The 19,512-nt window shown below is 49.3% G+C and carries 12 protein-coding genes, 2 tRNA genes and 3 rRNA genes; 12 read left to right on the top strand and 5 right to left on the bottom strand.

Annotation, left to right across the window (positions count from 1 at the left end; genetic code table 11):
- Positions 1-46: 46 nt before the first annotated feature.
- Positions 47-1,366, bottom strand: a complete 1,320-nt coding sequence (locus VN23_RS14360; RefSeq protein WP_046352187.1) for a sodium-dependent transporter — start codon at positions 1,364-1,366, stop codon at positions 47-49.
- A 378-nt stretch (positions 1,367-1,744) separates the two neighbouring features.
- Here VN23_RS14360 and VN23_RS14355 point away from each other — a divergent pair, with 378 nt between their 5' ends.
- From VN23_RS14355 to chrA, 11 genes are all read left to right on the top strand, one after another.
- On the top strand, positions 1,745-2,086 hold the full coding sequence (locus VN23_RS14355; RefSeq protein WP_046352188.1) for a hypothetical protein: 342 nt from the start codon (positions 1,745-1,747) through the stop codon (positions 2,084-2,086).
- Positions 2,061-2,738 carry an N-acetylmuramoyl-L-alanine amidase family protein gene (locus VN23_RS14350; protein ID WP_046352189.1) on the top strand — a complete coding sequence of 226 codons (678 nt, stop codon included), beginning with the start codon at positions 2,061-2,063 and terminating at the stop codon, positions 2,736-2,738. Before VN23_RS14355 ends, VN23_RS14350 begins: the two co-directional genes overlap by 26 nt.
- 112 nt (positions 2,739-2,850) lie before the next feature.
- Entirely contained in the window at positions 2,851-4,557 is a 1,707-nt protein-coding gene (locus VN23_RS14345) for a proline--tRNA ligase (protein ID WP_046352191.1), read from the top strand.
- Positions 4,558-5,021: 464 nt separating this feature from the next.
- Positions 5,022-6,555: ribosomal RNA gene (locus VN23_RS14340) — 16S ribosomal RNA — on the top strand.
- An 84-nt stretch (positions 6,556-6,639) separates the two neighbouring features.
- Positions 6,640-6,716: transfer RNA gene (locus VN23_RS14335), tRNA-Ile, on the top strand.
- 157 nt (positions 6,717-6,873) lie between these two features.
- Positions 6,874-6,949, top strand: a tRNA-Ala gene (locus VN23_RS14330).
- Between the two features lie 315 nt (positions 6,950-7,264).
- Positions 7,265-10,155, top strand: a 23S ribosomal RNA gene (locus VN23_RS14325).
- 131 nt (positions 10,156-10,286) lie between these two features.
- A 5S ribosomal RNA gene (gene rrf, locus VN23_RS14320) occupies positions 10,287-10,400 on the top strand.
- The 16S, 23S and 5S rRNA genes sit together here with 2 tRNA genes alongside, the layout of an rRNA operon.
- A 242-nt stretch (positions 10,401-10,642) precedes the next feature.
- Positions 10,643-11,335, top strand: coding sequence for an SIR2 family NAD-dependent protein deacylase (locus VN23_RS14315; RefSeq protein ID WP_052746654.1), 693 nt, complete (start codon positions 10,643-10,645; stop codon positions 11,333-11,335).
- A 133-nt stretch (positions 11,336-11,468) separates the two neighbouring features.
- The gene (locus tag VN23_RS14310; protein WP_052746653.1) at positions 11,469-13,640 is read left to right on the top strand and encodes a TonB-dependent receptor plug domain-containing protein; all 2,172 of its coding nucleotides are present in this window, start codon (positions 11,469-11,471) and stop codon (positions 13,638-13,640) included.
- 38 nt (positions 13,641-13,678) lie between these two features.
- Positions 13,679-15,031 carry a chromate efflux transporter gene (gene chrA / locus VN23_RS14305; RefSeq protein WP_046352493.1) on the top strand — a complete coding sequence of 451 codons (1,353 nt, stop codon included), beginning with the start codon at positions 13,679-13,681 and terminating at the stop codon, positions 15,029-15,031.
- A gap of 211 nt (positions 15,032-15,242) precedes the next feature.
- Here the strand turns inward: chrA and VN23_RS14300 are convergent, their stop codons facing one another.
- From VN23_RS14300 to VN23_RS14285, 4 genes are all read right to left on the bottom strand, one after another.
- Positions 15,243-15,977 (bottom strand): PepSY domain-containing protein, encoded by a 735-nt coding sequence (locus tag VN23_RS14300; protein ID WP_046352492.1) that lies wholly within the window; start codon positions 15,975-15,977, stop codon positions 15,243-15,245.
- A 91-nt stretch (positions 15,978-16,068) separates the two neighbouring features.
- Entirely contained in the window at positions 16,069-17,265 is a 1,197-nt protein-coding gene (gene arsJ / locus VN23_RS14295; protein ID WP_046352491.1) for an organoarsenical effux MFS transporter ArsJ, read from the bottom strand.
- Between the two features lie 90 nt (positions 17,266-17,355).
- The gene (locus VN23_RS14290) at positions 17,356-18,366 is read right to left on the bottom strand and encodes an ArsJ-associated glyceraldehyde-3-phosphate dehydrogenase (protein ID WP_046352490.1); all 1,011 of its coding nucleotides are present in this window, start codon (positions 18,364-18,366) and stop codon (positions 17,356-17,358) included.
- Positions 18,363-18,863: an arsenate reductase ArsC gene (locus VN23_RS14285; RefSeq protein ID WP_046352630.1), complete on the bottom strand. Its 501-nt coding sequence runs from the start codon at positions 18,861-18,863 to the stop codon at positions 18,363-18,365. The genes VN23_RS14290 and VN23_RS14285 overlap by 4 nt, the downstream gene beginning before the upstream one ends.
- A 272-nt stretch (positions 18,864-19,135) precedes the next feature.
- Here VN23_RS14285 and VN23_RS14280 point away from each other — a divergent pair, with 272 nt between their 5' ends.
- Positions 19,136-19,468: an ArsR/SmtB family transcription factor gene (locus VN23_RS14280; protein ID WP_046352489.1), complete on the top strand. Its 333-nt coding sequence runs from the start codon at positions 19,136-19,138 to the stop codon at positions 19,466-19,468.
- The last annotated feature ends 44 nt before the right edge of the window (positions 19,469-19,512 follow it).

Genomic DNA, 19,512 nt, shown 5'->3' with positions numbered 1-19,512 from the left:
GCGGAGCCGAAGCCCCGCTGGATTATATGCGAAAGTGCCTTTTACTTTACAGATTATGTACCCAGATCACGCCAATCATAATTGGCGCAACGATGGCACAAATACCACGGAAAGCCGGGATCCAGCGTCCGCCACCATTGCTGAGCAGCTCGCTATGGATACGTGGCCAAATCGTCCAGCCCGCGAAGATGGCAACTAAAATGCCGCCTGCTGGCATCATGATGTTGGATGTTGCGTAGTCCATCAGATCAAACGCTGTTTTGCCAAATAACTTGCTCTCTGCCATGGTGCCAAATGAGAGTGCCGCTGGGATACTGGCGATAAAGACGGCAACGGTAGTGATGTAAGCCGCACGGCGACGTTCCCAGCCAAACTCATCAATAAAGTAGCTAACGATAGGTTCAACAATCGATACCGATGAGGTGAGCGCTGCAAATAGCAGCAGCAAGAAGAAGGCAATCGCCCATGCCTGACCAAATGGCATTTGCGCAAAGATCGCTGGCATAGTGATAAAGGTCAGGCCGGGGCCAGCCGCAGGGTCAACGCCAAAAGCAAATACGGCCGGTAGAACCATAAAGCCAGCCAAGACACTTGCTAAGGTGGCCAAGATAGAAATCCAGAGCGTTGCACCGGCTAGATTGGTTTCTTTATCTACATAAGAGCCGTAGGAAATGATAATCCCCATACCCAGAGAGAGCGAGAAGAAAGCCAGCCCAAGGGCATCAACCACCATGGCAGAAGTCAGTTTGCTAAAATCTGGGGTAATAAAATAGCGAACACCTTCCCATGCGCCGGGCAGGGTAAGGGAGCGGGCAATCAAGACCAGCATTAAAATAAAGAGAGCAGGCATGAGCACTTTACTCATGCGCTCAATGCCTTTTTGTACACCGCCTAATACGACGGCGACGGTTACGCCTAAAAAGAGTGCGGTATAAAACAAGGAGCTGGCAGGATCAGCAATAAAGTGCGTAAAGGCTGCGCCGAGTGCCTTGGTGTCTTGCCCTAGCGCTTCGCCAGTAATGGATTTGCCAATGTAAGCAATCACCCATCCGCCTACGACGCTGTAGTAAGCCATCACAATAAAAATACACAGTACAGATAAGCGCCCAGCCCAAGGCCAGAGACCGCCTTTTAAATCACGAAACGCTGTGGTTGCAGAGCGATTGGCTGCACGGCCAATTACCATTTCTGCCAGAAGAAGTGCAATACCAACGGTAAAAACACAAGCAAGGTAGGCGAGTAGGAAAACACCGCCACCATTTTTACCTGCTACATAAGGGAATTTCCAGATGGCACCTAAGCCTACTGCGGAGCCAGAAGCGGCCAGAATAAAGCCGAGGCGAGAGCCCCAATTTGCACGAGACATAGATCATTTTCCGAAATAATTGCTGCTGAAAAAAAAGGACATAGAACTACCCCGTCATTTTTTTGAAAGACAGATTTCGAAAAGATGGCATCAATAAGCGGGTTTGCTGAAAGGCTATCTTTATAAATCGATCAAGGCTTATGGCTCTTGATGATTTAAAGTGGGTAAGCTTCCATTTAACCTGACTTGTTATTTTTTATCTTCATTGAATAGTTACTTGATTTTATTGTTTTTACTTAATTTTAATTCTTGTTGCATGCTGGTTAGCTTGGTATTTACAGCGCTAGGGTCAGTGAATGAAAAGATGTGAAAAAAGAGTTTTTGACTTGCCAAGCTAGAAACAAGACGCGACACTAGCCGCTCTTTTGTGAGGTAGCCATGTCATTTTATTTTCGCCCCGATAATGTCCCTGAGCTTGATGGCCTAAGCCGCTGGGAGCAACGTGTTTTGCTGCGCGGCACATTTTTAAAAGAACGCGCCATGTCGACTTTAGTCTTGCTCGTCGCGGTCATTGCCAGCGTGCAATTTGTAATCAATCCTGTTTTGGCTTCTGTTTGGCCTAATTTCCAGAACAACAGCATTCCTTACGCTGGCGTACTGGTCGTTTGGTTGTTGCTTCTGATGTGGCTACGCGATGTGGTAATGATGAATATATTGCGCCCTAAAATTGCAATTAAACGTACTGAGAAAGCCAATGTGGCGATTCCTCCTACTGTGTAGTTGTGCCGTATCGGCACAGGCAGCCACCATTGCCGTTGATGTTGGCCATTATCTGGCTGCGCCTGGTGCGACGAGTGCTTATGGGGTGAGCGAGTTTAGTTATAACTTAGCGCTCGCCCGCCAAGTAGAAAGCACCTTGCAGGCGGCAGGGCATAAGGTGGTTCTTATTAATGCGGATGGGCGGATGCGTGAGCTACGCGCTCGGGTACAGGCCGCAGCCTCGGCTGATTTACTAATTTCTATCCATCATGATTCGGTTCAGCCGCAGTATTTACAAGTATGGGATGTGGCAGGCAAGAGCCAGCGCTATGCGGATCAATTTAGTGGCTATTCATTATTTGTCCACTCGCAAGCCCCGCAGTTTAGCCGTTCTTTGAAGTGTGCTCAGGCGATTTCTCAGTCTTTGGGGGCTCAGGGCTTCAAGCCTACTGATCACCATGCACCCGGTATTGCGGGCGAAGAACGCGTACAGCTGGATCCTAAATTGGGTATTTATGATGCAGATTTTGTCGTGGTGCGTCTTGGCAAAGTTCCCGCTGTTTTGTTTGAAGCGGGCGTGATTGTGAATCGTGCCGAAGCGCTTACTTTGCAAGAACCGGCGACCCAAACCTATATGGCCGAAGCTATTTTAAAAGGCCTTGCCTGCCTTTAAGTAAGGCGCAGGCCCGCTCGCTTATTTACGAAATTTTTATGCAAGGTTGGCGCAGCTACGGGTCTATCGTCTAGAATCCCTTTTTTGTTTTTAAATGAACCCGGTTGCCGCCATGCGCACGTCACAATTTTATTTCTCGACTTTAAAAGAAGCGCCTTCCGAGGCCGAACTGATCTCGCACAAGCTGATGCTGCGCGCAGGTTTAATCAAGCGCCTTGGTTCGGGTCTTTATACATGGATGCCGCTGGGCTTACGCGTACTGCGTAAAGTTGAAGCCGTGATCCGCGATGAAATGAATAAAGCGGGCGCGCAAGAAATGTTAATGCCTGCCGTGCAGCCTGCGGAATTGTGGCAAGAAACCGGCCGCTGGGATGTGTTTGGCCCACAAATGCTGAAAATTACCGATCGTCACGAGCGCCAGTTTTGCTTTGGCCCAACGCACGAAGAAGTGATTACCGATATCGCCCGCTCGGAATTACGCAGCTACAAGCAATTGCCTGTGAGCTTTTATCAGGTGCAAACTAAATTCCGCGATGAAATTCGGCCACGTTTTGGCGTGATGCGCGCGCGTGAATTTATGATGAAAGACGCTTATTCTTTCCATGCCAACTTTGAATCGCTGCAAGCCACTTACGGCGTGATGTACCAAAGCTACTCTAATGTATTTACTCGCCTAGGCTTGAAATTTCGCGCCGTGGCGGCCGATACCGGCGCAATTGGTGGCTCGGGCAGCCATGAGTTTCATGTATTGGCAGATGCGGGTGAGGATTTATTGGCCTATTGCCCTGATTCAGACTACGCAGCAAATACTGAGCTGGCCGAAGCATTTTCGCCTGCCGAGCCACGCCGTGCGCCTAGCGAAGTGATGCGTGATGTTGATACCCCTAAGCAAACTTCTTGCGAAGCCGTTGCTGCACTATTAGATATTAGCATCGAGCGCACCGTTAAATTACTCGCCTTGATGACCTCTGCTAATGAACTGGTCATTGCTCTGCTGCGTGGCGATCACAATCTGAATGAAGTTAAGTTGGGCAAGGTCGAAGGTATGGCTGATTTCCGCTTTGCCAGTGATGAAGAAATCCGTACAGCTTTCAATTGCCCTCTGGGTTTTCTTGGGCCGGTCGGCATTCCAGCCGGCGTACGTGTGATCGCAGATCGCACCGTTGCCGCAATGAGTGATTTCGTTTGTGGTGCAAATAAGCCGAAATTTCACTTGGCAGGTGTTAACTTTGGCCGTGATTTACCAGAACCTAGCATCGTTGCTGATATTCGTAATGTCGTAAATGGCGATGCTAGCCCGGATGGCAAAGGCACATTAGAAATTTGCCGTGGTATTGAAGTCGGTCACATTTTCCAGCTGCGCACCACTTACGCAGAAAAGATGAAGTGTCAGTTTACTGATGTAGATGGCGCGCTTAAAACCATGGAAATGGGCTGCTATGGTATCGGTGTGTCACGCATTGTTGCCGCAGCGATCGAGCAAAACCACGATGAGCGCGGTATTAAATATCCTGCAGCTATCGCTCCGTTTACGGTAGCGATTGTGCCTATGGGCTATCACCGCTCAGAAACGATTAAAGTTGCGGCCGATGCGCTGTATGCCGAGTTTGTTGCAGCAGGCCTTGATGTCTTGCTCGATGACAGAAATGAGCGCCCGGGCTCGATGTTTGCCGATATGGAATTAATCGGCATTCCACATCGCATCACCATTGGTGAGAAAGGCTTGGCTGAAGGCATGGTTGAATACATCGCCCGTGCCGGTGGCGAGATGGAGAAAATAGCTCTAGCCGATGCGGTTCGTGTTCTAAGCGAAAAGTAATTAAGCAGTTAATAAAAAAAAGCGCTGTATATATACAGCGCTTTTTTTATATCTATCGCATGGAGAGGGGCGTGGCAGCCGCATAGTTTGTATATTTCTTGGTTTTTTCATGCGTGGTGCTGCCATTTTTGTTCGTTTAAGCGCCATCTGTGGGAGAGGGGGGCTGATGTGAGTAAGAAGTCCAACAAATTAGTAATCTATTAAATCAAATACTTAAATCATTACTACGCTTTTATTGCGCTGTAGTGGTTGACCGAATAAGGTGTCGCCGGTATAGTTCGGCCTCTCGCTGCAGCACACACAGCAACACGGTGTTCGAGCCGCAGCGAAACGATCTTTAAAAAAATACAGTCGATGAGTGTGAGTGCTTGATTTGGAAGCGAAACAAGTGCTTGCATTAGTAAGGAGTAACCAGCGATGGTTGCTCTGAATAAAGTAAGCCAGTAAGTACTAGCATAGTGATTAAACTAAAGAGTTTGATCCTGGCTCAGATTGAACGCTGGCGGCATGCTTTACACATGCAAGTCGAACGGTAACAGGGTGCTTGCACCGCTGACGAGTGGCGAACGGGTGAGTAATATATCGGAACGTACCTAGTAATGGGGGATAACTATCCGAAAGGATAGCTAATACCGCATACGCCCTGAGGGGGAAAGAGGGGGATCGCAAGACCTCTCGTTATTAGAGCGGCCGATATCAGATTAGCTAGTTGGTGAGGTAAAGGCTCACCAAGGCAACGATCTGTAGCGGGTCTTAGAGGACGATCCGCCACACTGGAACTGAGACACGGTCCAGACTCCTACGGGAGGCAGCAGTGGGGAATCTTGGACAATGGGCGCAAGCCTGATCCAGCAATGCCGCGTGCGTGAAGAAGGCCTTCGGGTTGTAAAGCGCTTTTGTTCGGGAGGAAATCCTAGTGGCTAATATCCATTGGGGATGACAGTACCGGAAGAATAAGGACCGGCTAACTACGTGCCAGCAGCCGCGGTAATACGTAGGGTCCAAGCGTTAATCGGAATTACTGGGCGTAAAGGGTGCGCAGGTGGTTGATTAAGTGTGATGTGAAAGCCCCGGGCTCAACCTGGGAATTGCATTGCAAACTGTTCAACTAGAGTATGGCAGAGGGGGGTGGAATTCCGCGTGTAGCAGTGAAATGCGTAGAGATGCGGAGGAACACCGATGGCGAAGGCAACCCCCTGGGCTAATACTGACACTCATGCACGAAAGCGTGGGGAGCAAACAGGATTAGATACCCTGGTAGTCCACGCCCTAAACGATGTCTACTAGTTGTTGGGGAATTCGTTCCTTAGTAACGCAGCTAACGCGTGAAGTAGACCGCCTGGGGAGTACGGCCGCAAGGCTAAAACTCAAAGGAATTGACGGGGGCCCGCACAAGCGGTGGATGATGTGGATTAATTCGATGCAACGCGAAAAACCTTACCTAGCCTTGACATGTCAAGAATCCTTTAGAGATAGAGGAGTGCCGCAAGGAACTTGAACACAGGTGCTGCATGGCTGTCGTCAGCTCGTGTCGTGAGATGTTGGGTTAAGTCCCGCAACGAGCGCAACCCTTGTCCTTAGTTGCTACCATTTAGTTGGGCACTTTAAGGAGACTGCCGGTGACAAACCGGAGGAAGGTGGGGATGACGTCAAGTCCTCATGGCCCTTATGGCTAGGGCTTCACACGTCATACAATGGTCGGTACAGAGGGTTGCCAAGCCGCGAGGTGGAGCTAATCTCATAAAACCGATCGTAGTCCGGATTGGAGTCTGCAACTCGACTCCATGAAGTCGGAATCGCTAGTAATCGCGGATCAGCATGTCGCGGTGAATACGTTCCCGGGCCTTGTACACACCGCCCGTCACACCATGGGAATGGGTTTCACCAGAAGTAGGTAGGCTAACCGTAAGGAGGCCGCTTACCACGGTGGGATTCATGACTGGGGTGAAGTCGTAACAAGGTAGCCGTAGGGGAACCTGCGGCTGGATCACCTCCTTTCAAGAGAAAAGTCTTTTGGATTGAGTACTCACACTCATCGACTGTAGAAAAGAAGATACGAGAAGTTTTCGTGAAAATCACATTGGGTCAGTAGCTCAGTCGGTTAGAGCATCGTCTTGATAAGGCGGGGGTCACAGGTTCGATTCCTGTCTGACCCACCATTCATTCCTTGGAGTGCATGGTTGGAAAGCTCTGTCAAAGAGCGACCAGTTTGGTTTTGAATTGCAGAAAAGTAATTGCAAGCGAGGCGAGAAATGAAATCTCGACGTTTACTAAAGTAAACGAGAGATTGAATGACGAAGCATCGCGAAGTAATTTGGGGGCTTAGCTCATCTGGTAGAGCACCTGCTTTGCAAGCAGGGGGTGAACGGTTCGAGTCCGTTAGCCTCCACCATTCTCTTGGAGTGGTGGAATAAACTTAATAGAAACAAGAAATAAAATACTGTCTCAGGTTCAGTTTAGGCTTGGGACGATGCTTTATTTCTGATTTCTAAAATCAGCAAGACGTATCTTTGATCTTTAAAAAAATAGAAGAAGTAATACTCAAATTTAGAAATAAATAAGGGTAGATTGTATCAAAATCGATTATTCGAAGTCAGAACTGAATGATCGATGTCGCAAACAAAGCGAAATCAGATACTTTAAGGATGTGAATCGCTTTGCTCGTCTTCATTGACGAATAGAGTGCAACACGTGTTTGAGGTTATAGGATCAAGCGACTAAGTGCATCTGGTGGATGCCTTGGCGATGATAGGCGAAGAAGGACGCGTTAGCCTGCGAAAAGCTACGGGGAGCTGGCAAATAAGCATTGATCCGTAGATATCCGAATGGGGAAACCCGGCCCTTTTGGGTCACTCACTGCTGAATACATAGGCAGTGTAGAGCGAACTCGGCGAACTGAAACATCTAAGTAGCCGAAGGAAAAGAAATCAACCGAGATTCCCAAAGTAGTGGCGAGCGAAATGGGAAGAGCCTGCATGTGATAAATCAAACTTTAGTGGAACAGTCTGGAAAGTCTGGCGACAGTGGGTGATAGCCCCGTACACGAAAAAGATTGGTTGGTACTAAGCATGCGACAAGTAGGGCGGGACACGAGAAATCCTGTTTGAAGATGGGGGGACCATCCTCCAAGGCTAAATACTCATCATCGACCGATAGTGAACCAGTACCGTGAGGGAAAGGCGAAAAGAACCCCGGGAGGGGAGTGAAATAGAACCTGAAACCGGATGCATACAAACAGTGGGAGCCCTTGAAAAATGGGGTGACTGCGTACCTTTTGTATAATGGGTCAGCGACTTACGTTCAGTAGCAAGCTTAACCGAGTAGGGGAGGCGTAGGGAAACCGAGTCCGAATAGGGCGCATAGTTGCTGGGCGTAGACCCGAAACCAAGTGATCTATCCATGGCCAGGATGAAGGTGCGGTAACACGCACTGGAGGTCCGAACCCACTAATGTTGCAAAATTAGGGGATGAGCTGTGGATAGGGGTGAAAGGCTAAACAAACTTGGAAATAGCTGGTTCTCCTCGAAAACTATTTAGGTAGTGCCTCATGTATCACTGACGGGGGTAAAGCACTGTTATGGCTAGGGGGTCATCGCGACTTACCAAACCATGGCAAACTCTGAATACCGTCAAGTGCGAGCATGGGAGACAGACTGTGGGTGCTAACGTCCATGGTCAAGAGGGAAACAACCCAGATCGCCGTCTAAGGTCCCAAATAATCAGTTAAGTGGAAAACGAGGTGGGAAGGCATAGACAGCCAGGATGTTGGCTTAGAAGCAGCCATCATTTAAAGAAAGCGTAATAGCTCACTGGTCGAGTCGTCCTGCGCGGAAGATGTAACGGGGCTCAAACTGATAACCGAAGACGCGAATATGCACGATGTGCATATGGTAGAGGAGCGTTCCGTAGGCCTGCGAAGGTGTCTTGAGAAGGATGCTGGAGGTATCGGAAGTGCGAATGCTGACATGAGTAGCGATAATGCGGGTGAAAAGCCCGCACACCGAAAACCCAAGGTTTCCTGCGCAACGTTCATCGGCGCAGGGTGAGTCGGCCCCTAAGGCGAGGCAGAAATGCGTAGTCGATGGACAACGGGTTAATATTCCCGTACCGATGTAAAGTGCGATGGGGGGACGGAGAAAGGTAGGTCAGCCATCTGTTGGAATAGGTGGTTTAAGCGAGTAGGCGTGTGGCTTAGGCAAATCCGGGCTGCTTTAACGCTGAGACGTGACGACGAAGTCTTCGGACTGAAGTGATTGATCCTATGCTTCCAAGAAAAGCCTCTAAGCTTCAGCTTTATATTGACCGTACCGCAAACCGACACAGGTGGGTAGGAAGAGAATTCTAAGGTGCTTGAGAGAACTCAGGAGAAGGAACTCGGCAAATTATCACCGTAACTTCGGGAGAAGGTGAGCCCAGAGTATGTGAAGGCCCTTGCGGCTGGAGCAGAAATGGGTCGCAGAGAAATGGGGGCTGCGACTGTTTATCAAAAACACAGCACTCTGCAAAGTCGAAAGACGACGTATAGGGTGTGACGCCTGCCCGGTGCTGGAAGATTAAATGATGGGGTGCAAGCTCTTGACTGAAGTCCCAGTAAACGGCGGCCGTAACTATAACGGTCCTAAGGTAGCGAAATTCCTTGTCGGGTAAGTTCCGACCCGCACGAATGGCGTAACGATGGCCCTACTGTCTCCTCCTGAGACTCAGCGAAGTTGAAATGTTTGTGAAGATGCAATCTCCCCGCTGCTAGACGGAAAGACCCCGTGAACCTTTACTGTAGCTTTGCATTGGACTTTGAAGTGGTTTGTGTAGGATAGGTGGGAGACATTGAAGCATGGACGCTAGTCTGTGTGGAGTCGTCCTTGAAATACCACCCTGACCCCTTTGAGGTTCTAACCTTGGTCCGTTATCCGGATCGGGGACCGTGCATGGTAGGCAGTTTGACTGGGGCGGTCTCCTCCCAAATTGTAACGGAGGAGCTCGAAGGTCGCCTAGGTACGGTCGGACATCGTACTGATAGTGTAATGGCATAAGGCGGCTTAACTGCGAGACAGACAAGTCGAGCAGGTGCGAAAGCAGGACATAGTGATCCGGTGGTTCTGAATGGAAGGGCCATCGCTCAACGGATAAAAGGTACTCCGGGGATAACAGGCTGATTCCGCCCAAGAGTTCACATCGACGGCGGAGTTTGGCACCTCGATGTCGGCTCATCACATCCTGGGGCTGTAGCCGGTCCCAAGGGTATGGCTGTTCGCCATTTAAAGTGGTACGTGAGCTGGGTTCAAAACGTCGTGAGACAGTTTGGTCCCTATCTGCAGTGGGCGTTGGAAATTTGAGGGGGGCTGCTCCTAGTACGAGAGGACCGGAGTGGACAGATCTCTGGTGTACCGGTTGTCACGCCAGTGGCATCGCCGGGTAGCTAAATCTGGAAGAGATAAGCGCTGAAAGCATCTAAGCGCGAAACTCGCCTCAAGATGAGATTTCCCCAAGGCTTTAAGCCTTTTAAAGGGTCGTTCGAGACCAGGACGTTGATAGGTCGGGTGTGGAAGCGCAGTAATGTGTTAAGCTAACCGATACTAATTGCCCGTAAGGCTTGATCCTATAACCTGAGACGCGTGTGCGCGACGGTATAATCTACCCAGATTAAGAGTTAAGTTTGAGTATTGAATTACTTCTTCTATTGAACTGAATGCGTTGTGGAGCAATAAGCACAACGTGTTAACCCGTTAAAGTCTGGCGACCATAGCGAGGTGGTCCCACTCCTTCCCATCCCGAACAGGACAGTGAAACACCTTAGCGCCGATGATAGTGCAGATTACCTGTGTGAAAGTAGGTCATTGCCAGACACCTTATGCAGTAAACAGAACCCCCGTACTCGAAAGAGGCGGGGGTTTTGCTTTGCGCGCAAGGAAAGCCGCTGTAGTGCAATTACAAAATCAAGCCTCTGTGGTTTGCTGTCGGGTTACGCGGTAAGGCTGCTAACCCGACCTACCTCAAATCTACCCTAAATCTACCTAAGCCCATCGCAATACTCGCATGAGCGTATGATTAATATCATGATATTTAAGGCCAAACAGGAGCGAATGCGATGATTTATATTTTTACCGGTGCGGGAATGGCGGCGGATTCGGGTTTGCCTACTTTTAGGGATACAGGTGGGCTTTGGGAGAATTATGATATTAATCAGGTATGTAATTTCCCCCGGTTTATTAAAGAGCAGAATATCCGTGATTTAACTTTCCAGTTTTATAACGAGCGTAAATTGCAATATGCCGTGGCAAAACCTCATGCTGGCTATTTAGCGATTGCAAAATTACAGCAACAACAGCCCGTTAAAGTGATTACCACCAATATTGATTTATTGCATGAAGCGGCGGGCACTGCTGATGTATTACATTTGCATGGCAGAGTGGATCAGATGTCGTGCGCTCAGTGTTATCACTATTGGGATATTGCCGATCATGTATTTGAGCCGAGTGAATGCGCGGCTTGCGGCAGCGTAATGGTAAAGCCCGGCATTGTATTTTTTGGAGAAATGGCACCGGAGTATGAGGTATTACATTGGCTGATTGAAGATTTAAAAAGCACGGATACTTTTGTTATTGTGGGCACTAGTCTGAATGTGGTGAATCCGATTGCGATGATTCGCTCTGCGGGGAAATATCCGCAAATTATTTTTATTGATAAGAATATCCCCGCAGCTGCAAGAGCTTCTGGGGTGATTTGTATGGAAGAAACGGCTGAAGTGGGTTTATTAAAGTGGATTTCTGAAATAAATTAGTCATAAGTCATATATCTTTGAGTGCAATTGATCTGCTGTATTGCATTATTTAATCTATTTATATGCGATATAAATAGAATGTCGCTTGGATTGTCATGGCATAGTACGGTTATTGTATTTTTCTTGTTTAGTCATGACTCTTCGCGCCCCAATTCATTTTCTGATTCTTTGTTTTATTGCATTGAGTGCCAAAGCTGAAGAGCGCTTGGGCGATTCCCCTGATCCCCCTGCTTCAATTAATAAAGTGCAGCGCATTGAAGTGCTTGGGCATAAGAATGCGGATGACAGACGCAGCTCAACGGCGACGAAAACCGTTATTTTAGAGGCGGATATCGTGCGTTATGGCGATAGCAGCCTGGTAGATGTTTTAAAGCGCGTGCCAGGAATTAGTGTGCGTGGCGTGCAGGGCAAGGGCGGCGAGGTGCGGATGCGCGGCCTTGGCAGTGGCTACACGCAGGTGATGCTCAATGGTGAACGTGCCCCGCCCGGGTTTTCTTTAGATTCTATTTCCCCTGAATTAATTGAGCGCATCGAAGTGGCCCGTGCTGCCACTGCGGATGCCAGCACGCAGGCGATTGCCGGCTCGATTAATATCATCTTAAAAAGAAAAGTGGATATGTCCCGCCGCGATATCAAGCTGGCCGCTTCCAGTGATGGTGGCGAGCCAGGCCTTGGCATCGATGGTCTTTTTTCAGATCGTGATGGTGATTTTTCTTATACGATATCTGGCGGAATTGGCCGCAGCAAAAACATAGATTTATCCCAAGTCGATCAAGAAGAGCTTAATGCGGCAGGCCAGCTGCGGCTGGCACGAGTGACCAGTAAAAGAGACTTTGGGCAAAGCGACAGGCTTAATCTTGCGCCAAGGCTGATGTGGGATTTGGGCCATGGCGACAGTATTAATCTTGAGAGTTTATTACGCTTGCAGCACTCGGAAGGGGGCGGGGAAGAGTTCAGGCTAACTGGTTTGGGTGAGCAGCCCCCTTTGGTTCGGGATTTTATCCGCAGCGTTTCTGACAGCAGCCAATTTAGAAGCAAACTGAGTGTCTTGCATCAGCTTGCGAGCGGAGCCAAGCTTGATCTCAAGCTGGGTGCCACTTATAACCGGCGAGAATCAGATAGCCAGCTAGAAGGTTTTGATGCAAAAGATTTGCCTGCGCTTAGCCGAAATATCAACTCGCTTGCTAGTGATTACGGCCTTAGCCTGAGTGGCAAATATTTAAATGGCTATATTGAGGGCCATTCTTTTGTTACCGGCTGGGAGGGGGAATATAATTGGCGCGCCGAGGATAGGCTCAGGCAGGAAATAACCTATGGTAAACCCAGTGTTTATCGGGATGATTCATATACCGCCAAGGTAGAACGCCTTGCTGTATTTGCTCAGGATGAATGGGAGATCTTGCCGCAATGGTCGCTCTATATGGGCTTGCGCTGGGAAGGGATTGCTACGCAAAGCGAGGGCAATAGTTTGGATGATGTGGCTAATCGCTCTACGGTGCTTAGCCCTATTTTGCAAACGCTATGGAAATTCGCTGAGAAAGATCAGCTGAGATTTGCGCTGAGTCGCACCTATAAAGCGCCCAATACCCGCGATTTAATTCCACGGCGTAATGTGGCTAATGACAATAGCTCTACCACGCCAGACACTAAGGGTAATCCGGATTTACGCCCAGAATTAGCTTGGGGCGCTGATTTGGCAATTGAGCATTATCTGGAAAAAGGCGGCGTGCTGAGTGCCAGTATTTATGCGCGGCAAATTGATGATGTGATTTTGCCATCTCTGATGAAAATAAATGGACAGTGGGTTTCTCAACCCTTTAATCAGGGCCGCGCTCTGTTGCGCAGCTTAGAATTAGAAGCCAAATTTAATGTAAAACAATATTGGCCTGATGCACCTGCTTTAGATATTCGCGCTAATGTGGCAGCCAATTGGTCGGAAGTCGAATCAATAGCAGGACCAGATAATCGCTTGGATCAACAAACGCCTATCAGTGCTAATTTTGGTGTGGATTATAAATTGCCGGGTGACGTGCTGACTTTAGGCGGCAATTATAATTTTCAGAGTGCGGCGACAACCCGGCTTTCAAATACCCAAACTGCAATCAACCCAGCTAAACGAACGCTCGATGTATATGGCTTATGGAAAATCAGCCCTGCGATGCAATTGCGTATTTCATTTGCCAATATATTGGCTGAAGATCATATCGCCGAATCTCTTTATGCGGATCAAAACGGAACTCGCCAGCAAACGACCACCAGCCAAAGCGAGATGACGGCGCGGGCGGTTTTAGAAATGCGTTTATAAGAATGCCGCCATCTAATCCCCAGCCCCCAAAGGATCTTATGTCCCAGCTTGAAACGCCCCAGTCAGCACTGCAAGCAGTGAGCTTTTGGCAGGCTTTTTTATTCTGGCTGAAATTAGGTTTGATTAGCTTTGGCGGGCCTGCTGGGCAAATTTCTATCATGCACCAAGAGCTGGTAGAGCGGCGGCGCTGGATTTCTGAGCGGCGATTTCTGCATGCGCTGAATTACTGCATGGTCTTGCCCGGCCCCGAGGCGCAGCAGCTGGCGACATATATCGGCTGGCTGATGCACAAAACCCGTGGTGGCATAGCTGCGGGCCTGCTATTCGTTTTGCCATCCTTATTTATTCTGATTGCGCTTTCATGGGTCTATATCGCCTTTGGCAATCTGCCCTTGGTGGCGGGATTGTTTTACGGGATTAAGCCTGCGGTTACGGCGATTGTGCTGCAAGCTGCTCATCGCATTGGCTCTCGGGCGCTTAAAAACAATACGCTGTGGGCGATTGCCACCGCATCTTTTATTGCCATATTTGCTTTAAAACTGCCTTTTCCCGTGATTGTGGCGGTGGCCGCTTTAGTTGGCTATATCGGTGGGCGTATGGCCCCTGAGCAGTTTAGTCTGGGCGGTGGCCACGGTAAGGCTGATCTCTCTTTTGGCCCTGCGCTGATTGATGACGACACGCCAACGCCAGAACATGCGCGTTTTCGTTGGGCTGGCTTAATTAAAATCGCCATCGCAGGCCTGCTGCTTTGGCTGATTCCTATGGGGCTGTTACTCGCAAGCTACGGCTGGGAGCATACCTTTACACAAATGGCTTGGTTCTTTAGCAAGGCAGCCTTGTTGACCTTTGGTGGAGCGTATACGGTGCTGCCCTATGTGTATCAGGGGGCGGTGGATCATTATGGCTGGTTGCTGCCGGTGCAAATGATAGATGGATTAGCGCTGGGTGAAACGACCCCTGGCCCCTTGATTATGGTGGTGGCCTTTGTGGGATTTATTGGTGGCTACAGCAAGGGATTATTCGGGCCGGATAGCTTGTTTTGGGCGGGAGCGGCTGCGGCCACCTTGGTCACATGGTTTACCTTTTTGCCTTCGTTTATTTTTATTCTGGCCGGTGGGCCTATGGTGGAATCGACACATAACGATCTGAAATTCACCGCGCCGCTCACCGCCATTACTGCTGCCGTAGTTGGGGTGATTTTAAATCTGGCGCTGTTTTTCGGCTATCACGTGCTGTGGCCTAAAGGCTTTGCTGGCGCGTTTGATTGGATATCAGCGCTGATTGCTTTGGCTGCGGCAGTGGCTTTGTTCCGATATAAAATATCGGTGATTCATGTGATTTTGGTGTGCGCTTTGCTGGGGCTGGTTTTGAAGATGGGGTCAGTTCTATAAAGTAGAAAATATAGTAATCACTTAGGCATGCAAGTTAAACCTTGAACCACAGAGTAAAACGAGGGCACAGAGGTACTCAGAGAAAACCATCTAATTGTGGATTTTCTCTGTGAAACTCTGTGTCCTCTGTGCTCTCTGTGGTTTAAGAATTAGCGCTCTATCTATTGATGGTATGGATTCATTTTTTTAAAAAGTTGCGCAAATGAGCGACTTACACCCGAGCGGTAGTCTTGGATGTTTTCCTCCTCCGCCAGCTCCGCCTGATCGCAAAAAAGCTCAGTGCAAAGCCGGTAATGGTTAGCCCCATGGCGACGATGGAGGTGCCGCGTAAGAGGCTGTTGTTAAAATCCTCGCCCTCGCTGTAATCCATTACATGTAAACGCCAGAAAAAGTCGTAAATCACCCACGCTTCGTTGCGGGCAGCTAATAGCTCGCCGCTCTGGCCGTCAAAGTAAAAACGGCTTTGCAGCGCATCATCAAATTGTGCCACCCATACATTTTGGCGGGCAGAAAACTCGTGCACCATGCCAAGGCGGCGCGGGGCTTCTTTGATCTTAACCACGTCGAGCAGCTTACCTTCGCCTTTATAGATACTGCGGGCAAACTGGCTGATATTGCTGGCACTGGCTGCCGTGACTGCACCGCCTGCCGCGCTCAAGACCAGCTCTTCTTTTTCAAAACGTAGTTTAAGTGCTGGGCCGGTGGCCGTGGCGATGCTTTGCACGCCGAGCAAAGCGCCTTTATCAGTGGGCATGGGGCCGATCTGGGCTGCCCAATTGGTAGGTAGTGGCTGGCGTGGTTTTTCCATCACTTCGCCGCATTTAATCCACTCCTGAAAAGGCAGCCAGGCAAACAGCAGCCCGCCCAGCATCCATGCCAAAACCTGAAATGCCACTAGATAGCCTATCCAGCGATGCCAGCGAAAAAATTGTGCGGTGAGTGTCATTATGTATCTCTGTGCGGGAGTTTTTTAGTTCTTATTTTTTTAGAACAGTTAAAGTTGTGCTCTAGTCTGAGTTTGAAGTTGTACTTATATTTTAATTATGCCGCGGTAAAGCCGTAGAAATCACCGCAGCTAAGGCAATAAGCACCGCTGAAATCCACAGGCAAGCGGCTAATCCTGCGTTTTGAAACACCCAGCCAGATAATACCGTGCCCAGTAAGCGCCCCATGGCATTACTCATGTAGTAAAAGCCGACATCGAGCGATGCGCCGTCGTCTTTGGCATAGCTGACAATTAAATAGCTATGCAGCGATGAATTAATGGCAAATAAAACGCCAAATAAGAGTAAACCGCCAACAATAATAAGCTGCAAATTTTGCCCGTAGCTGATGGCGATTGCGATGCCTGCTGGCACAAGGGCTAGCGGTAAAGCCCAGATAAAAGCGCTTTTGCCATCGGGCACTTGGCCGGATGTTTTACCAGTCAAATAGGGGGCCAAGGATTGCACCACGCCATAGGCAATCACCCATGCTGCAAAGAATGAACCGACATCAAGGTGATTCCAGCCTAGTGTTTGCGATAAAAACACCGGTAAAGCCACCACAAACCATACATCACGTGCGCCAAATAAAAAAAGCCGCGCTGCGGATAAAACATTCACCGACCTACTTTTAGAAAAAACCTCACTGAACTTGGGCTTATTCTTGGCCTTACCTAAGTCTTCTTTAAGCGTGATCACGCTGGCCAGCCATACTAAGAGTAATAAACTCGCCATCAGTAGCACAGCGCCGCCAAAGCCAAGCAGGGTGAGCAAAACCCCTCCTAGAAAAAATCCCACGCCTTTGAGTGCGTTTTTAGAGCCAGTTAACAGTGCTACCCATTGATAAAGCTTGCCTTCTGCACCTGCAGGCACCAGTGTTTTAATGCTGCTTTTAGCGCTCATTTTATTTAAATCTTTGGCGATTCCAGATATTGCTTGCGCCGCCATCACCCAAGGCACGGTGAGCATGGTCGTGGGGACGGTGAGTGCCAGCAGGGCAAACACTTGCAGGCCAAGGCCGATATTCATGGTTTTATTTAAGCCAATCCTAGCACCCAGCCAGCCCCCGATCAGATTGGTGATCACGCCAAAAATCTCGTAAAACAAAAACAGCATGGCGAGGCTGAGTGGTGAAAATCCAAGCTGATGAAAATGCAAAACCACCAGCATCCGCAGCGCACCATCGGTGAGGGTGAAGGCCCAGTAATTACCGGTGATGATCAAATATTGGCGGATTTGCGGAGAGAACATGGTTATCCAAAAGAGTAGGGTGGGCACGCCTTTGTGCCCAGGCGTGCAGTGAATTAGATCGACGCGCGCAATAGGCTCGCGCGGGTATTTCTATGCTGATAAATCTCGCCCCACCAGCCTCACCAACTCTGCAGTGCGATTCACATAGCCCCATTCATTGTCGTACCAGGCATAGAGCTTGAGCTGCGTGCCGTTGATCACCATGGTAGAGAGCGCGTCGATGATGGATGAGCGCGCGTCGCCTCGGTAGTCGATGGATACCAGTGGGCGCTCTTCATAGCCCAGAATATCTTTCAGGTAGGTTTCGGATGCGGCTTTTAGCAGGCCGTTGACTTCCTCTACGGTGGTGGCGCGTTCCAGCTCAAATACACAATCGGTGAGCGATGCATTGGTTAATGGCACGCGCACGGCATGGCCGTTTAAGCGGCCCTTAAGCTCAGGGAAAATCTCAGTAATGGCGGTGGCTGATCCGGTGGAGGTGGGGATCAGGCTGGCGCCGCAAGAACGGGCGCGGCGCAGGTCTTTGTGCGGCGCATCGATAATCGTTTGAGTATTGGTCAGATCATGAATGGTGGTCATGCTGCCGTGACGGATGCCGATCTGCTCGTGAATCACTTTTACGACCGGAGCCAAGCAATTGGTGGTGCAGCTGGCGGCCGTCACAATGTGGTGCTGGGCTGGATCATAAAGATGATCATTCACCCCAACCACCACATTTAAGACTCCGGCTTCTTTGACTGGCGCGGTGACGACTACGCGTTTTACACCTTGATCCAGATAGGCCTGCAGCAACTCTACTTTACGCATTTTGCCCGAAGCTTCGATGACCACATCGCAGCCCGACCAATCGGTGTCGCTAATTGCTTTATTGTGGCTGACTTTAATCCGCTGTTCGCCAATGATGATTTCATTTGCAGTTGCTTCAGCATTATGCGCAAAGCGCCCGTGTACCGAATCAAAGTTAAGTAAATGCGCCAAGGTGGCCGCGTCGCCTGCCGGATCGTTGATCTGCACAAACTCAATATCGGGCCAGCCCCAGGCGGAGCGCAGCGTTAAGCGGCCCATACGGCCAAAGCCGTTAATTCCTACTTTGATAGTCATTTTTCTTCCTTTTGGCCTATTTCATCAAGGCGCAGCTTTAGGGCCAGATTGTCTAATTTATCGATAGGTAAGGAGGTAAAAACATCGATTCGGCGTTTTAACATCAGCATGGTGTTAAAAAAGGCTTTGCTTTGAGCGGCTTCGTCCGCTCCTTCAGCCGGTGAAGCAATACCCCAATGGGCCAGTGTTGGCTGGCTTTGCCATAGCGGGCAGGCTTCACCGGCGGCTGAATCACAGAGCGTAAAGATAAAATCCATTTGGGGTGCATCCGCCACGGCAAATTCTGCCCAGCTTTTACTGCGTAGATGAGCCGTTGGAACGCCTGCATGCTCCAGTGTGGCGAGTGCCAGTGGGTTGAGCTGCCCACTTGGCCGACTGCCTGCGCTATAAGCTTTAAAGCGCGTCTGGCCTACATGATTATTTAATAGTGCTTCTGCCATTTGGCTTCGAGCTGAGTTGCCGGTGCAAATAAATAGAACGTTATAAATTTTGCTCACGCTTTTCTCCGTATTACTAGGGTCTGTTGGTGTTTCATTCACGGCTGCGTTAGCTACAGTTTTGGGGCTGAACAAAGAAAAATTGCGACATGGCACGAGTACCATTAGCGATTTTTAACGTAGTGCAGCCCCAAAAATGCAGTCAACCCTCTGCGTGCGAGGGTTTTTCCTCGCTCAGCGCAATTGTGAATGAAACGTCAACAGACCCTATGGCATGCCGGTTTGGTAAGAATAACTATATATTATTTCAAATGTTATTGTATAGTTGAAATATGGAAAAATTAATTGCAACCTCTATTTTTGAATCCTTGTCGTCAGCTGTGCGGCTGGATGCTTATCGACTCTTGGTTAAGCAGGGGCCGGGCGGTATGGTGGCGGGCGAGATTGCCAGCGCACTTTCTTTACCTGCATCCAATATGTCCTTTCACTTAAAAGCGCTGACGCAATCAGGCTTACTGACGGTGGAGCAGGAAGGGCGTTATTTGCGCTATCGGGCCAATATGAGCCTGATGGTGGATTTAATTGCCTATCTAACGGATGAGTGTTGCGGTGGCCAGCCAGAGCAATGTGTCGAGCTGCGCGTTGCCGGTGGCTGCAAGTCTTAATAAAGTGCTTCTATCTATAAAGAGTAAAATCTTGTCTACTTCAT

The organism is Janthinobacterium sp. B9-8 (assembly GCF_000969645.2).
In the GTDB taxonomy this organism is placed as follows: Bacteria; Pseudomonadota; Gammaproteobacteria; order Burkholderiales; family Chitinibacteraceae; genus Iodobacter.
The sequence above is the reverse complement of the archived record's forward strand: the minus strand, read 5'-3'. Positions and strand labels throughout refer to the sequence as shown.

Bases quoted from the DNA above. Each gene is read 5' to 3' on its own strand.
- VN23_RS14360 (WP_046352187.1), bottom strand. From the start codon at position 1,366: ATGTCTCGTGCAAATTGGGGCTCTCGCCTCGGCTTTATTCTGGCCGCT.
- VN23_RS14355 (WP_046352188.1), top strand. From the start codon at position 1,745: ATGTCATTTTATTTTCGCCCCGATAATGTCCCTGAGCTTGATGGCCTA.
- VN23_RS14350 (WP_046352189.1), top strand. From the start codon at position 2,061: ATGTGGCGATTCCTCCTACTGTGTAGTTGTGCCGTATCGGCACAGGCA.
- VN23_RS14345 (WP_046352191.1), top strand. From the start codon at position 2,851: ATGCGCACGTCACAATTTTATTTCTCGACTTTAAAAGAAGCGCCTTCC.
- VN23_RS14315 (WP_052746654.1), top strand. From the start codon at position 10,643: ATGATTTATATTTTTACCGGTGCGGGAATGGCGGCGGATTCGGGTTTG.
- VN23_RS14310 (WP_052746653.1), top strand. From the start codon at position 11,469: ATGACTCTTCGCGCCCCAATTCATTTTCTGATTCTTTGTTTTATTGCA.
- chrA (WP_046352493.1), top strand. From the start codon at position 13,679: ATGTCCCAGCTTGAAACGCCCCAGTCAGCACTGCAAGCAGTGAGCTTT.
- VN23_RS14300 (WP_046352492.1), bottom strand. From the start codon at position 15,977: ATGACACTCACCGCACAATTTTTTCGCTGGCATCGCTGGATAGGCTAT.
- arsJ (WP_046352491.1), bottom strand. From the start codon at position 17,265: ATGTTCTCTCCGCAAATCCGCCAATATTTGATCATCACCGGTAATTAC.
- VN23_RS14290 (WP_046352490.1), bottom strand. From the start codon at position 18,366: ATGACTATCAAAGTAGGAATTAACGGCTTTGGCCGTATGGGCCGCTTA.
- VN23_RS14280 (WP_046352489.1), top strand. From the start codon at position 19,136: ATGGAAAAATTAATTGCAACCTCTATTTTTGAATCCTTGTCGTCAGCT.